Source organism: Nostocoides australiense Ben110, from assembly GCF_001050535.1.
Taxonomy (GTDB): Bacteria; Actinomycetota; Actinomycetes; order Actinomycetales; family Dermatophilaceae; genus Nostocoides_A; species Nostocoides_A australiense.
This window is the reverse complement of record NZ_HG764815.1, coordinates 2,089,825-2,103,827: the sequence shown is the minus strand read 5'-3', so window position 1 is coordinate 2,103,827 and position 14,003 is coordinate 2,089,825. Positions and strand designations below refer to the sequence as shown.

Sequence of the window (14,003 nt, the reverse complement as noted above, 5' to 3'; positions counted from 1 at the left end):
CGGTCAACGCGCCCGGCGGGGTGCCGTGGGACAACCGGACGCTGCTGCGCAACCGGGTGCTCGACGTGTGGGTGCACGAGCAGGACATCCGGCGGGCTGTCGGCCGCCCGGGCGGTATGGACAGTCCCGCCGGCGAGCTGGTCGCCGGGATCTTCGCCGCCGCGGTGCCGTATGCCGTGGCCAAGCGTGCCGCTGCCCCCGCCGGGACCCGCGTGGCGGTGGTGGTCGACGGCGAGCGCCGTGATGTCCTGGTCGACGACGCCGGGCATGCGGCGTTCGCGACGACACAGGACCCGGCCGACGTCACTCTCGACCTGAACCGGGAGGCCCTCACCGTCCTCGGCGCCGGCCGGCGCGCCCCGGACGACCTGCCGCCCACGGCATACGCAGCAATCGCCGGCGACCCCGACCTCGCCGACCGCATCCTGCGCGGCCTCAACGTCACCCCCTGACCCGACGAGACACTGACCCGACGAGACACTGACCCGTCGAGACAGCGATTTCACGGGCGTCGAGATCGCGCTGCGTCACACGCGTCATACGGCTGCAGCGCCGAGGCCGGCGCAGGGATGAAAAGCTAGGGGGATGCGTTTCCTGCCTGGGCCCGCGCCCGCGTACGACCTGACGTATGACGATGTCTTCCTCGTCCCGAGCCGCTCGGCGGTGACGAGCCGGTTCGACGCCGACCTGGCCACGCCGGACGGGTCGGGGACCACGATCCCGCTCGTCGTGGCGAATATGACGGCGATCGCGGGGCGGCGGATGGCCGAGACGGTGGCCCGCCGCGGCGGACTGGTCGTCATCCCGCAGGACATCCCGCTCGACGTCGTGGCGGAGGTCATCTCGTGGCAGAAGTCGCGGCACCTGCTCTATGACACGCCGATCACCTTGTCGGCGGACCAGACGGTGGGCGAGGCGATCGTCCTGTTGACCAAGCGTGCTCACGGGGCGGCGGTCGTCGTCGAGGACGACCGTCCGGTGGGCCTGGTGACCGAGGCCGACCTGACGGGGGTGGACCGCTTCTCGCAAGTGGGCAGCGTGATGTCGACCCAACTCGCGACGCTGCCCGACGGAGTCTCCCCCGAGGCGGCCTTCGACACCCTCGCCTCGGTGCGTCACCGGCTGGCGCCCGTGGTGCGGCCCGACGGGACGCTGGTCGGTCTCCTGACGCGGCAGGGGGCGTTGCGGGCAACGGTCTATCGGCCCAACACCGATGCCCACGGCCGGCTGCGGATCGCCGCGGCCATCGGCATCAACGGCGACATCCCCGGCAAGGCGCGAGCGCTGGCCGAGGCGGGCGCGGACGTGCTGGTCATGGACACCGCGCATGGGCACCAGGAGAAGATGATCGAAGCCCTCACCGCGGTGCGGGCGCTCGACCTGGGCGTGCCGATCGCGGCGGGCAATGTCGTCACGGCCGACGGGACCCGGGACCTGATCGCGGCGGGCGCCGACATCGTCAAGGTTGGGGTCGGTCCGGGGGCGATGTGCACGACCCGGATGATGACTGCCGTCGGACGTCCGCAGTTCTCAGCCGTGCTCGAATGCGCTACGGCCGCAAGGGAACTCGGGAAGCACGTGTGGGCGGACGGCGGCATACGGCACCCGAGGGATGTGGCGCTGGCGCTCGCCGCGGGAGCGTCCAACGCGATGATCGGCTCGTGGTTCGCGGGCACCTACGAGTCGCCGGGCGACATCTTCACCGACGAGACCGGCCGCTCATACAAGGAGTCTTTCGGCATGGCCTCGGCGCGCGCCGTCGCCAACCGCACGAGCGGCGAGTCCTCCTTCGACCGGGCGCGCAAGGCGTTGTACGAGGAGGGCATAAGCCACGCGCGGATGTTCATCGACCCCGCCCGGCCGAGCGTGGAAGACCTGATCGACTCGATCACCGCGGGGGTGCGCTCCTCGTTCACGTATGCGGGCGCGGCCACCGCGGAGGAGTTCGGCGAGCGCGCGGTCGTGGGCGTGCAGTCGCTGGCCGGCTTCGCGGAGGGGCGGCCCCTGCATACCTCGTGGTGACGGGCACACGGTCGTGACGACTGTCAGTCCAAGGTCATGTACCAGACCGGGTCCCATTCGTCGGGGAGCCAGTCGGGACGTCCGGTGCCGATCAGCCGCCAGCCGCGGCGCTCATAGAGCCGGACGGCCGCGGTGTTGCGGCTGACGACGTCGAGGACCGGCACCAATCCCTCCTCCCTGATGGCGGCGACCGCGACATCGTGCAGGGCGGCCCCCACGCCCTGACCGGCGGCCGTGGGGTCGACGAACAGGGCGTTCGCGCTGGCCAGCCGATGAGGCGGTAGCCCCGTGCCGGCGCTCCCGATGGCCGCCTCGTCTCCGGCCGAGGTGACGAGCGGCTCATCCGGCGGGCGCATGCACGACGCGCCTCGTCGCCGTGGCCGCGGCTTCCAATCTCATCGGCACCATGCCCGACATCCCGGCCATCGCCCGGCTGGTGCACGAGCGCAGCGACGCACTCGTCTATGTCACAGCCTCTTCCGTGCGCCGCTCGGCCCGGGTGACGAACCCGCGATTGGCCACCGCGCTCGTCAGCGTCCGGCTGACCGCCTCACCGACCTGCCGCGGCGACTGGGTGCCGCCCGGCCCGTCGAATTGTCCGCATTGCAGGATGCTGTGAGCCGTCGAAGCCCGAGAGGACTGAACGCGGCGGCCAGGAGATACGGAGCCAGATCGCTGGGCACGCCCGTTCCCGCGAACGGGGTTTGGCGATGTACGCGATCCGTGCCTCCGTCGTGGTGGGCCTCCGGGCTGTCTCATCCCATCAGTTCATGGTCACGACGAGGGGGTCACGTGGTCCGGGTGCGTAGGTGCAGGGCCGGGGTCCAATCAGCGCGCATGCGCGTTGCCGTTCGTTGTCGCGGATGGGCGATTCAGCAGGTCGAGATGGTCGACGTCCCGCGGGGCAGGGTTCGTGGACAGGTTCTCTAGTGGGGTCGCCGGTCGTCGGCTGACCTGGTCCGGTCGCGGAGAGTCCGTCACCGGACTCGGCTGGTCTCGCGATCCGCGGGGACAGGGTCCCGGCGTCGCAGGGAGACTACGACCAACGCCGCGGTGAGCAGCATGCTCAGCATGACCGCCGGGATGGTGACGTTGGAGATCGTGACGTGTGGCCCGTGCTCCCAGATGTCGGCGGTATCGCGGTTGACCCACCCGTCCCGGGCGAGCCGCTGGATTGCGACAGCGAGCTCGCCGGCGTGGCCGAGCACCGCAACCGGCACGGTCACTGATAGGAACGTCAGAATCCAGCGTGAGGCGGAGGTGGGCGCCTCCGGACGCATCCGCCACACCATCACGGTTGCTGGTACTAACAGCGCAAGTGCGAAGAGGTGGGACGAGATGTGCAGTGCGCTGGTGTCCCCCTGCGACGCGAACACGAAGATCGATAGGAACGGTGCCCAGACGAGGGCCAGGAGGGTGAACGGGCGGGACATGCGGGTCTCCTTCTCGAGCCGGTGGCGATGCCTTCGAACCTAAGGAGCGCAGGTTCGGGCCGACATCGGCCTTTTCGCCTAACTCCCTGAAGAGACCTGGATCAGGCCGAGGCCCTCGTCCAAGGAGCGTCCGCCGGCGCTGCGGTCGCACCGGCGCGGAAGGCGTTGACCGCCTGCACCCGCCGATTGTGCTCCGGTCCCTGGGGAAGCTCGAGCTTGACGAACACCGAGCGCAGGTGGGCGTCGACCGTCCGCTCCGACAGGACGAGACGGGCTGCGATGCCCGCGTTCGACAGCCCATCGGCCAGGAGTTGCATGACCTCGTTCTCCCGTCGGGTGAGCACCTCGAGTCCGCCCGCCGTAGTGGCCGCGCCCGTGGCGACGGGGGCACGGCCCGGACCGTCGTTGGGGGCCGACTTCGCGGACGTCGACTCCGGGCCCGCGGTAGACGGGTCCTGCGCGGCCCGCTCGGCTGGCGGCATCGAAAGCATCCCAGGCATCGGCGACGTTGCGGTCTGCGCCGGTCCAACCAACTGTGTGGCCAGCGACCGCACGCATCCGGTCACGACGACGGCGAGCGCCGCATACATCCCCACGAGCAGCACCACCGCCCCGAGTATCGACGCTCCGCCGACGGCGCCGCACACCATGACGAGCAGGGTGCCGGCCAGAGACGAGCCGGCGACCATCGCCAGGCGCCGTGCCGCGGCCACGTCAGCTGCGCTGCGCCACGTCGCGAGCAGAGCCATGCCCGGTCCAAGGACTACTGTGGCCAGGTAGCACAGGTTCAGGGCCATGCCGACCCGCTCGCCGAATGCGGACGGAACGAGCGCGCTCGCGCGGAGCGGATCGAAGTCGTCGAAGAACACCACGAACGTGGCCGCCGCGGCCGCGCCGAGCACGAACACCGCGGCCAGGACCGAGCGTCCGGTGCCCGGTCCGAGATACCGGACACTGATCAAGGGGACCACGGAGAAGGCACCGACAACCGGCAGGTGCGCTATGCCCGCGAGAACACCGGTGGCCCACGCCGCGGTCGAGTTCGGCGCCTGGCCTGTCACGATAACGGCCAGCGCCCATACTCCCGGATAGGCGGCCACCATCACCGTGAGGAGCGTGAGGAGCCGGCGGAGATCGGACCAGCCTCCGCCCAGAGCGCGTATCGCGGCCACCAAGGCCACAACGGCCACGACCATGGCGACGAGGACCGGCCACGTGGTCGCCGGCACCACCACCGGCTCCGCTCCGGACGCGAGCGCGAGAGCGAGCGAGGCCAGAAGCACGCAGACCACCGGCAGCGTCACGCCGTCGCGCGTAGCCAATCCGCGCGTCACGGTGACGGTCGAGGTCATGACCGTGCGGCCTCCTGTGCGCCCGGGCCACTCGCCCGGACGGTGCTCGTCACCGTCCCACACACAGTGCCCCGCCGTCTAGAGGTCGACCATCCCGCCGTGGCGCGTGGAGCCCGCTTGGCGCTCTTGTTGTTGGGTGCCATTTCGGGCCGTGACGAGTGTGTGTGGGGCGCGCCGACGCGGCGTGCCCTGCCGTTTAGCGTGGGAGCCCGGTGTGGTGGGCTGCGATGACGAGCCCGACGCGCGAGTCGACGCCCCGCACTGCGGCGTCGTCGCCGCCGACCCGGCCCTGCTCGAGACCCTGCGCCCGGACAAGCTGCTGCCCGCCACGGACGAGGTGCCGGAGCGGTTCGAGCTGGGGACACTGCCATACGAGCTCATGGCGGGCACGACCGCCGCCATCGACTTCCTCGCCGGGCTTGCCGAAGGCCACGCCGGATCCCGCCGCGACCGGCTGGTGGCCGGGTATGCCACGATGCACCAGCACGAGAAGCACCTGCGGGATCTGCTCGAACCCACGCTGCGCGATCTGCCTGGGGTGCAGGTGTATTCGAACGCCGGCCGCCGCACCCCGACGATCCTGTTCACGATCGACGGCTGGGACAACCAGCAACTCCGCACCGAGATGGCGGCCCGCTGGATCAACGCTCCCGCCGGCAACTTCTATGCGATCGAGTGCTCGCGCCATCTCGGGCTCGGCGACGCCGGCGGGATACGGGTCGGCCTGGCGCCCTACACGAGCGAGGACGACATCGAGAGACTGCTCGCCGCGCTCCGCGAGATGTTGCTGGGCTGACCGGACGCGCAACCTAGAGTTGCCCCATGGCGATGTCCCGCAATCCCGTCCTCATCACCGGCTGCTCGACGGGGATCGGGCGCGCCACCGCCGACCTGCTGCTCAAGGCCGGCTACACGGTCTATGCCACCGCCCGCCGCCCCGAGACCCTCGCCGAACTCGCCGTCGCCGGTGCCCAGACGCTGGCCCTCGATGTCACGAGCGAGGAGTCGATGGCGGCGGCCGTCGGCGAGGTCGAGCGCGCGCACGGGGCCGTCGGGACGCTGATCAACAACGCCGGGTATGGCGAGTACGGCCCGATCGAGGAGGCGGACCTCGACGCGGTGCGCCGGATGTTCGAGACGAACGTCTTCGGGCTGGCCCGGATGATCCAGCTCGTCCTGCCGGGAATGCGCACGGCCGGCGGCGGCCTGATCGTCAACATCGGGTCGATGGGCGGGCGGATCGCCTTCCCGATCGGTGGCTACTACCACGCGACGAAGTATGCGGTGGAGGGCATCACGGATGCCTTGCGCAACGAGGTGCGCGAGTTCGGCATCGACGTCACCCTGATCGAGCCCGGGCCCATCCGCACCCAGTTCGAGGAGACGATCAATTCCTCTGCGGCCGTGGCCAATTCGGATTCGCCGTATGCCGATCTGGTCGCCAAGGTGCGGTCGGTCAACTCCGGCGCCTACGCGAACAAGTTGCTGTCCGTCGGCCCGGACGCGGTCGCCAAAGCGATCCTCAAGGCCGTCGAGTCCGACCCGCCGAAGTCGCGCTATCTCGTCACGGCCGCTGCCCGAGCCATGGTGCACACGCGCCGGATCGGGGGCGACCTGGTCTGGGACGCCGTGGTCAACCGGCAGTTCAAGCACTGATCAGCGGATGGTCGCCCTCGTCCCGGCGCTGACGGCGCCCGTCGATCCGGTCACCGCGCTGCGGCGCATCGCCTTCCTGATGGAGCGCCAGCGGGCCGGCTCCTATCGCATCGAGGCCTTCCGCAAGGCCGCCGCGACGATCAGCGCGCTGCCCGACGGGGAGCTGGCCGCGCGGCATACCGCCGGCACCGTCCAGGACCTGCCCGGCATCGGGAAGGCGACCGCGGGAGTCATCGGCGAGGCCCTGGACGGCGAGCTCCCGGCATACCTGAGATCGTTGCAGGACAACAACACCAGCCTACTGAAACCCGGCGGTGAGGCACTGTATGCCGCGCTGGCCGGCGACGCGCACACGCACTCCAACTGGTCCGACGGCGGCAGCCCCATCGAGGAGATGGTGCTCACCGCGGTCGAGACCGGCCACGAGTGGATGGTCCTGACCGACCACTCCCCCCAGCTGAAGGTCGCCCGCGGGCTGACCGTCGAGCGCCTGACCAAGCAGATCGCCATTGTCGACGCCATCACCGCCTCGCTCGCGGGCACCTTCACCCTGCTCAAGGGCATCGAGGTCGACATCCTCGACGACGGCAGCCTCGACCAGACCCCAGCCATGCTCGCCAAGCTGGATCTCGTTGTCGCGAGCGTGCATTCGAAGCTGCGGATGAACGCCGAGCCGATGACGCGGCGGATGGTCGCGGCGGTGCGCAACCCTCGGGTCAACATCCTCGGGCATTGCACCGGGCGGCTGGTCACCGGGTCTCGCGGCACCCGCTCGCAGAGCGATTTCGACGCCCGCGCCGTCTTCGAGGCGTGCGCCGAGCACGACGTCGCCGTCGAGATCAACTCCCGGCCCGAGCGATGCGACCCGCCGGACGAGCTGATCCTGCTGGCGCAGGAGATCGGCTGCCTGTTCAGCATCGATTCCGACGCCCACGCGCCCGGGCAGCTGGACATGAAGGCCTACGGCGCCGAGCGGGCCACCCGCCTGGGCATCGACCCCGACCGGATCGTCACGACCTGGGACGTCGACCGGCTCCGGGAGTGGGCCGGGCGCCGGGCGTGACACCAGATCCCAGTCGAGTGAGCGCGACACGCCCGGTTCCCGAGCGAAACATGGGCGTGTCGCGCTCACTCGACGTTGGGAGACCCCTCGTTTTGGACATTGCGGCGGCGACCCTTATGATTTCGGAGTCCTCGACGGATTCGGGCCCTGCTCGCTCATGCGATCGGGGTCCCGGCGAGATCGGGTCCCCATCGTCTAGCGGCCCAGGACTCCGCCCTTTCACGGCGGCAACACGGGTTCGAATCCCGTTGGGGATACGCAGTAAAGGCCTTACACAAGGCCCCGTAGCGCAGTTGGTTAGCGCGCCGCCCTGTCACGGCGGAGGTCGCGGGTTCGAGCCCCGTCGGGGTCGCGTCAGATGCGACACGCGGGCGGTTCCTCTTCGGGAGCCGCCCGCTCCGCCTTTCCCCCGCCACCGCCTCTCCCCCGCCACCCCCGGGCGCGCGTACGCTTCAGGTGAACACCAGGTGAACGTCAGGGGAGACGCAGATGGACGAGCCGCCCGAGCAGGTGCCGGAGCTTCATCCAGAACGCACCACGCACCCCTTCGCCGATCTCACCCAGGAGCCCGGTGCGGCCCCGGTCAAGCGGGCGCGAACGAAGCGCAAGCTGAACGTGCCGTATGCCCGCGCAGGTGACCCCGTCCCCGTGGTCACCCCCAAGGGCGACCTGCGGCGCCACGCGGCCATCGACTACGACCTCAACCCCCAGTCCACGCACTGGGTGGTGCTGGCCCTCAAATCCGCAACACCGGGCCTGCACTTCCTCACCCACCAATACCGGCGCGAGTGGCTGCGACCGGACGTGATCGCGGGGCTGGCCGTCGCGGCATACCTGATCCCTCAGGTGATGGCCTATACCGCCATCGTGCGCGTGCCGCCCGTCTACGGCCTTTACACCGCCCTCGTCGCCCTCGTCGTCTACGCCCTGATGGGCAGCTCACGGATCCTGTCGGTGGGGCCCGAGTCGACGATCGCACTGCTCGCCGGGACCGCCATCGCCGGCCTGGCCCCCGACCCGGGCGCCATCGTCGCGCTCAGCGCCGCGATGAGCCTGCTGGTCGGCGGGTGGCTGTTGCTGGCGCGTCTGTTCCGCCTCGGGGTGATGGCGGACCTGCTGTCCCAGCCACTGCTGGTGGGCTATCTCGCCGGGGCGGCGGTCCTGATGGTCGTCGGCCAATTGGGCAAGCTCACCGGCACCAGCGTCGAGGGCGAGTCCATCATCGCCCAGGCCCGCTCCTTTCTCGACGTGGTCGGCGCGACCCACCTGACGACTCTCTATGTCGCACTGGGGACGGCCGCCTTCATCTTCGTGCTGCATTGGATCAAGCCCAGCTGGCCCGGTGCCCTGCTGGCCGTGGCCGGCGCCACCATCGCCTCGGCACTGCTGGACCTGGAGGCCAAGGGCGTTGCGGTCGTCGGGTCGGTCCCGAACGGCCTGCCGCTGCCGCAGTGGCCGGCGGTCACCATGGACCAACTGCAGGCCTTGCTCCTGCCTGCCCTCAGCGTCGCGGTGCTCGCCTACAGCGACAACATGCTGGGCGCCCGCGCCTTCCCCTCCCCCGAGATCCCCGGCGAACGCCCGAGCGAGCGCGCCGTCGACCCGCAGGTCGAACTCGTGGCGCTCGGGGGCGTCCACGTCGCCGTCGGCGCCTTCGGTGGTTTCCCGGTCTCCTCCTCCGGCTCGCGCACAGCGCTCGCCCTCTCGGCCGGCGCCAAGAGTCAGGTCTATTCGCTCGTCGCGGCCGGCTGTGTGCTCGCCGTCCTGCTCGTCGCCGGGCCGCTCATGGCGAAGCTGCCGCAGGCCGCCCTCGGCGCCGTGGTGCTGTATGCCGCCACCAAGCTCGTCAAGGGCGGCGAATTCCGCCGGATGTGGCGTTTCCGCAAGCGCGAGGTGCTGCTCGCGCTGGTCACTCTCGTCGGCACGATCGTGCTCGGCCTGATCGTCGGCATCGGGGTCGCCATCGCGATCAGCCTCCTGGAGATGGCCCAGCGGCTGGCCCGCCCGCGCGACGCCGTGCTCGGCCGCGTGCCGGACCTGCCCGGTATGCACGACACCGCCGACTACCCCAGCGCCGAGACGCTGCCCGGGCTGATCATCTACCGCTACGAGGCACCGCTCTTCTTCGCCAATGTCGGGGACCTGCGCCGCCGGGTCCAGCGGGTGGTGGACAAGGAGTTCGCCGGCTATCCGGACGCGCCACCGCGCTGGTTCCTCTTCAACGTCGAGGCGACGACCGAGGTCGACGTCACCGCGTGCGACGGGCTGCGGGATCTGTATGCCGATCTCGCAGCTCAAGGGGTGCGGCTCGGCCTGGTGCGCCTGCGCCAGGACCTCTACATCCCGCTGCGTAAGGCCGGCGTGATGAAGCTGATCGGCGACGACATGGTCTTCCCCACCCTCCCGGTGGCCGAGGAGGCGTATGTCGCGTGGGCGCGCGCCCACCCCGCCCCGCCTCCTCCTACGCTCGCCCCCGTGACCGAGGACGAGGAGTGAGCGCTGCTAGCCGCGGGTAGGGCTGCCGATCGGCACCGCATACGGTGCCAACCGGCAGACACCACTGCCACGCGGCACATGAGGACGGTGAATTTCATCGCTCGTCAGGCGGCGGGTATGCTGGCTCGGCCGGAGCGATCCGGCTCGGCTAGGTAGCTCAGTTGGTACGAGCATCCGACTGAAAATCGGAAGGTCGACGGTTCGACCCCGTCCCTAGCCACCCTCGAGACCGCGGGCCGGCGACACTGGGCCCGCGGTTTCGTCGTTGTCGAGTCGGTCTGCAGGACGTGTCAGCCGGCGCCCAAAGGCCTGCGCCACTACGAGGCGTCGTTGAGACGGCGGACGATGTATTGGTTGAGGCTGAGATGTTCTTCGGCGGCTGCTATCGCGAGCTTGCGGTGGAGCCGTGCGCCGACACGGAGGTTGAACTTCCCAGAGTAGGTGCGGGTGGCGAGCGGCTCTGGGATGGGCTCACCGTCGGAGCCGAGATCGGCGACGACCTCAGTGACCACGTCGCGAATTCCCCTCAGCGCATCGTCCTGGGTCGGGGCCAGCCACGACAGGGAGGGAAATTCGACACACGTGCCGACGAACTCCGCGTCCTCGGGTGACCACAGCACGCGATAGCTGTAATGGGTGACGTCGATGTCGACTGTGGTCATCGTGTCTCCTTCTTCTCGCTGGCGGCCAGGACCTGTCTGACCTGGTATGCCTTCGCCTTTCCGTGATCGAAGCCAACACTAGATGGTACCGAAAACGGTACCATCTACTCAAGATACCCTTCCGGGTCCTTGCATGTGGTCGATCGCGGGTCAGCCGATCTGACCCGCGATCTCGCCCATTCGGGAGCCGGACGCGGCCTCCTAGAGCAGTTCGATGATGGTGGCGTTGGCCATGCCGCCGCCCTCGCACATCGTCTGCAGTCCGTAGCGGATCCCGTTGTCGCGCATGTGATGGAGCATCTGGGTCATGATGCGGGCGCCGGAGCCGCCGAGGGGGTGGCCGATGGCGATGGCGCCGCCGTTGGGATTGAGCTTGGCGGGGTCGGCGCCGATCTCGGCGAGCCAGGCCATCGGCACCGGCGCGAAGGCCTCGTTGACCTCGAAGACCCCGATGTCGTCGAGGGACAGCCCGGAGCGTTCGAGCACCTTCTTGGTCGCGGGGATCGGGGCGGACAGCATCATCACCGGGTCATCGCCGGCCAGGACGCCCGTGTGATAGCGGGCGATGGGCGTCAGCCCGAGCTCCTTCGCCTTGGCCGATGTCATCATCAGCAGCGCGGCCGCGCCGTCGGAGATCTGGGAGGAGTTGCCGGCGTGGATGACGCCGTCCTCCTTGAAGACCGTCTTCAGGCCGGCGAGTGAATCGACGGTGGTGCCGCGCCGCAGCCCCTCGTCGGCATCGAGCACGGACCCGTCCGGCAACGGGACCGGGGCGAGCTGACCCGCCAGCACGCCCGCGTCGACAGCCGCGGCCAACTTCGCGTGCGACTCGGCGGCGAAGGCGTCGCACGCCTCGCGCGTGAAGCCCCACTTCGTCGCCATCATCTCCGCGCCGATGCCCTGGTTGAAGGTCTCGACGCCATACCGCTCCAGCGCGCTCGCCGGATAGGGCGTGCCGAGGCCCAGCGCCGGGTTGGCGCCGGCGAACATCGGGATCAAGGTCATCGCCTCGACACCACCGGCGACGGCCACGTCATACTGCCCGCTCACCAGCCCGGCGGCGACGAAGTGCACTGCCTGCTGCGAGGATCCGCACTGCCGGTCGATGGTGGTCGCCGGCACCGACTCGGGCCAGCCGGCGGCCAGCACGGCGTTGCGCCCGACGTTGAAGGCCTGGGCACCCACCTGCTGCACACACCCCCACACGACGTCGTCCACGAGCGCCGGGTCGACGCCCGATCGCTCGGCCAGCGCCGTCAGCACGTGCGCGGACAGGTCGACCGGGTGGACCTCGGCCAGCGACCCCTTGCGCTTGCCGACGGGCGTGCGAACGGCTTCGACGATGACGGCATCGCGATCGGACACAGGGCATTCCTCCAAAGATCGTGGTGCTGCCACGGTGTCACGCGGGGCGGGCGCGGGCAATGCGCCGCGGGCGTGAGCCGCCCCACCCGTCTAGCGGCCCTCGTTCGCCGTCCGGGGTCCCCGCGCCGTATCGGAGCGAGCTTGCGAGTCGAGAACTTCGTGGGGTAACTGGTATGCCGCCCCGCTCACCAGCAGGGCATCCACCTCGTCCTGGCTGAAGCCGTGCGCCCGCAGGTATGCCGTGGTGTCGGCCCCCGGGGCCCGCTCCGGGGTGGGGTCGGGAACGGCATACGCCGAGAAGCGGGGGGCGACGCGCGGCAGGGCCACGCCGTCGACGTCGGCGAAGACACCGCGCGCGGCCAGGTGCGGGTGCGCCGGCGCCTCGGCGAGGCCGAGCACCGGGGCGACACACGCGTCGGTGCCCTCGAAGAGCGCCGCCCACTCGTCGCGAGGGCGGGAGCGGAAGGCGGCGGCATATGTCTGGCGCTGCTGCGCGAACCCGGCCGGATCGTATTGGTCTGCAACGAAACTCACGCCCAGCACCCGGTTGAGTTCGGCCCAGAACTGCGGCTCCAGGGCGCCCACGGCGACCCACCCGCCGTCGGCGCACTCGTAGGTGTCGTAGAACGGCATACCGCCGTCGAGCAGGTTGACGCCGCGTTCGTCGCGCCAGGCGCCACGGCCGTACAGTCCATAGAACATCGAGACGACCGACGCGGCCCCGTCGACCATCGCCGCGTCGACGACCTGGCCGGCCCCGGTGCGTGCGCGATCGAGAAGTGCCGCAAGGATTCCGATGACGAGATAGAGCGCGCCGCCGGCGTAGTCGGCGAGCACGTTGACCGGGGCGATCGGTTTCTCCGCGGTGCCCGAGAGGTGCAGGGCACCCGAGATCGCGGCATACGTGATGTCGTGCCCGGCGCGCTGGGCGAGCGGACCGTCCTGGCCCCACCCGGTCATCCGGGCGAAGACCAGCCGCGGATTCCGGGCCAGCAGGTCAGCCGGGCCGAGGCCGAGGCGCTCGGCGACCCCCGGGCGCCACGGGTCGATGAGCACGTCGGCGGAGTCGGCGAGCCGGCGCACGGTCTCGACGGCCTCCGGATGTTTGAGGTCGAGGGCGATATTGGGACGGGACCGGTTCATCGAGCCGGCCCCCGCGAGCGGACCGGGGTCGCGCCGGTCGATCCGGACGACATCGGCGCCCAGTTCGGCCAGCAGCATGGCCGCGAAGGGCCCGGGGCCGATGCCGCCGAGTTCGATGATGCCCACCCCTGTCAACGGCCCGTCGATGCTCACTCTTGCGACGCTAACACCGACACAAAGTCCGACGTTTGGCGGCCTACAGCACGTCAAACGTCGGACTCTGTGTGCTCCTCAGCGGGGCGCCATGCGCAGGGCACCGTCGAGGCGGATGACCTCGCCGTTGAGCATCGGGTTGGCGACGATGTGGGCGACCAGGGCGGCATACTCCGCGGGGTCGCCGAGGCGGCTGGGGTGCGGGACGCTCGCGCCGAGGGCCTTGGTCGCCTCCTCCGGGAGGCCGGCGAGCAGCGGGGTCGCGAAGAGCCCGGGCGCGATGGTCACGCACCGGATGCGCTGCTGGGCCAGGTCGCGGGCGATCGAGAGGGTCATGCCGACGATGCCGCCCTTGGAGGCTGCGTATGCCGCCTGCCCGATCTGACCGTCGTAGGCCGCGATCGAGGCGGTGTTGACGACGACGCCGCGGTCCTCGTCCGGGCTCGCCCCGGCGACCATGGCGGCCGCGGCGAGCCGGATGACGTTGAAGGTGCCGACGAGGTTGACCTGGACGACCTTGGCGAAGGTCTCCAGCGCCAAGGGCGCGCCGTCGCGGCCGACGACCCGGCCGGGCGTGCCGATGCCGGCGCAGTTGACGGCGACGCTGAAGGCGCCGACCTCCTGGGCCGCCGCCACGGCAGCGGCCACCTGCCCCTCA

13 protein-coding genes, 3 tRNA genes and 1 pseudogene are annotated in these 14,003 nt (G+C 70.3%); 10 read left to right on the top strand and 7 right to left on the bottom strand.

From position 1 onward, the window contains the following. Together BN11_RS10100 and BN11_RS10095 are read left to right on the top strand one after the other, a co-directional pair. Positions 1-452: pseudogene (locus tag BN11_RS10100) on the top strand (hypothetical protein); the annotation flags it as partial. 133 nt (positions 453-585) lie between these two features. After that, positions 586-2,022: a GuaB1 family IMP dehydrogenase-related protein gene (locus BN11_RS10095; RefSeq protein WP_048697237.1), complete on the top strand. Its 1,437-nt coding sequence runs from the start codon at positions 586-588 to the stop codon at positions 2,020-2,022. Between the two features lie 23 nt (positions 2,023-2,045). On the opposite strand, the gene BN11_RS10090 is transcribed toward BN11_RS10095, so the two are convergent. Beyond that, positions 2,046-2,378 carry a GNAT family N-acetyltransferase gene (locus BN11_RS10090; RefSeq protein WP_053084060.1) on the bottom strand — a complete coding sequence of 111 codons (333 nt, stop codon included), beginning with the start codon at positions 2,376-2,378 and terminating at the stop codon, positions 2,046-2,048. A gap of 50 nt (positions 2,379-2,428) precedes the next feature. Between BN11_RS10090 and BN11_RS24685 the strand changes: the two genes are divergently transcribed. Then, a complete protein-coding gene (locus tag BN11_RS24685; protein WP_235435433.1) occupies positions 2,429-2,641 on the top strand; it encodes a hypothetical protein in 213 nt (70 codons plus the stop codon). Between the two features lie 358 nt (positions 2,642-2,999). Here the strand turns inward: BN11_RS24685 and BN11_RS10080 are convergent, their stop codons facing one another. Together BN11_RS10080 and BN11_RS10075 are read right to left on the bottom strand one after the other, a co-directional pair. After that, a complete protein-coding gene (locus tag BN11_RS10080) occupies positions 3,000-3,455 on the bottom strand; it encodes a hypothetical protein (RefSeq protein ID WP_048697233.1) in 456 nt (151 codons plus the stop codon). Positions 3,456-3,556: 101 nt separating this feature from the next. Beyond that, positions 3,557-4,807 (bottom strand): helix-turn-helix domain-containing protein, encoded by a 1,251-nt coding sequence (locus BN11_RS10075; protein WP_048697231.1) that lies wholly within the window; start codon positions 4,805-4,807, stop codon positions 3,557-3,559. A gap of 214 nt (positions 4,808-5,021) precedes the next feature. Between BN11_RS10075 and BN11_RS10070 the strand changes: the two genes are divergently transcribed. The 7 genes from BN11_RS10070 to BN11_RS10040 all read left to right on the top strand — a co-directional run bounded on the left by BN11_RS10070 (position 5,022) and on the right by BN11_RS10040 (position 10,242). Next, on the top strand, positions 5,022-5,603 hold the full coding sequence (locus BN11_RS10070) for an aminotransferase class V-fold PLP-dependent enzyme (RefSeq protein ID WP_053084059.1): 582 nt from the start codon (positions 5,022-5,024) through the stop codon (positions 5,601-5,603). A gap of 26 nt (positions 5,604-5,629) precedes the next feature. Continuing rightward, positions 5,630-6,463, top strand: coding sequence for an SDR family NAD(P)-dependent oxidoreductase (locus BN11_RS10065; RefSeq protein ID WP_048697228.1), 834 nt, complete (start codon positions 5,630-5,632; stop codon positions 6,461-6,463). A gap of 7 nt (positions 6,464-6,470) precedes the next feature. Then, positions 6,471-7,526: a PHP domain-containing protein gene (locus BN11_RS10060; protein WP_048697225.1), complete on the top strand. Its 1,056-nt coding sequence runs from the start codon at positions 6,471-6,473 to the stop codon at positions 7,524-7,526. A gap of 184 nt (positions 7,527-7,710) precedes the next feature. Next, positions 7,711-7,783: transfer RNA gene (locus BN11_RS10055), tRNA-Glu, on the top strand. Between the two features lie 21 nt (positions 7,784-7,804). Next, positions 7,805-7,878, top strand: a tRNA-Asp gene (locus tag BN11_RS10050). A gap of 137 nt (positions 7,879-8,015) precedes the next feature. Next, positions 8,016-10,022, top strand: coding sequence for a SulP family inorganic anion transporter (locus BN11_RS10045; protein ID WP_083433670.1), 2,007 nt, complete (start codon positions 8,016-8,018; stop codon positions 10,020-10,022). Between the two features lie 146 nt (positions 10,023-10,168). Continuing rightward, a tRNA-Phe gene (locus tag BN11_RS10040) sits at positions 10,169-10,242 on the top strand. A gap of 97 nt (positions 10,243-10,339) precedes the next feature. Here the strand turns inward: BN11_RS10040 and BN11_RS10035 are convergent. The 4 genes from BN11_RS10035 to BN11_RS10020 all read right to left on the bottom strand — a co-directional run. Continuing rightward, entirely contained in the window at positions 10,340-10,684 is a 345-nt protein-coding gene (locus BN11_RS10035; RefSeq protein ID WP_048697221.1) for a type II toxin-antitoxin system HicB family antitoxin, read from the bottom strand. A 201-nt stretch (positions 10,685-10,885) separates the two neighbouring features. Beyond that, complete coding sequence (locus tag BN11_RS10030; RefSeq protein ID WP_048697219.1) at positions 10,886-12,049, bottom strand: thiolase family protein; 1,164 nt, start codon at positions 12,047-12,049, stop codon at positions 10,886-10,888. Positions 12,050-12,139: 90 nt separating this feature from the next. After that, entirely contained in the window at positions 12,140-13,345 is a 1,206-nt protein-coding gene (locus BN11_RS10025) for a CaiB/BaiF CoA transferase family protein (RefSeq protein ID WP_201329252.1), read from the bottom strand. A gap of 78 nt (positions 13,346-13,423) precedes the next feature. Then, positions 13,424-14,003: SDR family NAD(P)-dependent oxidoreductase (locus BN11_RS10020; protein ID WP_048697218.1), on the bottom strand; the 580-nt coding region annotated here is incomplete at its 5' end.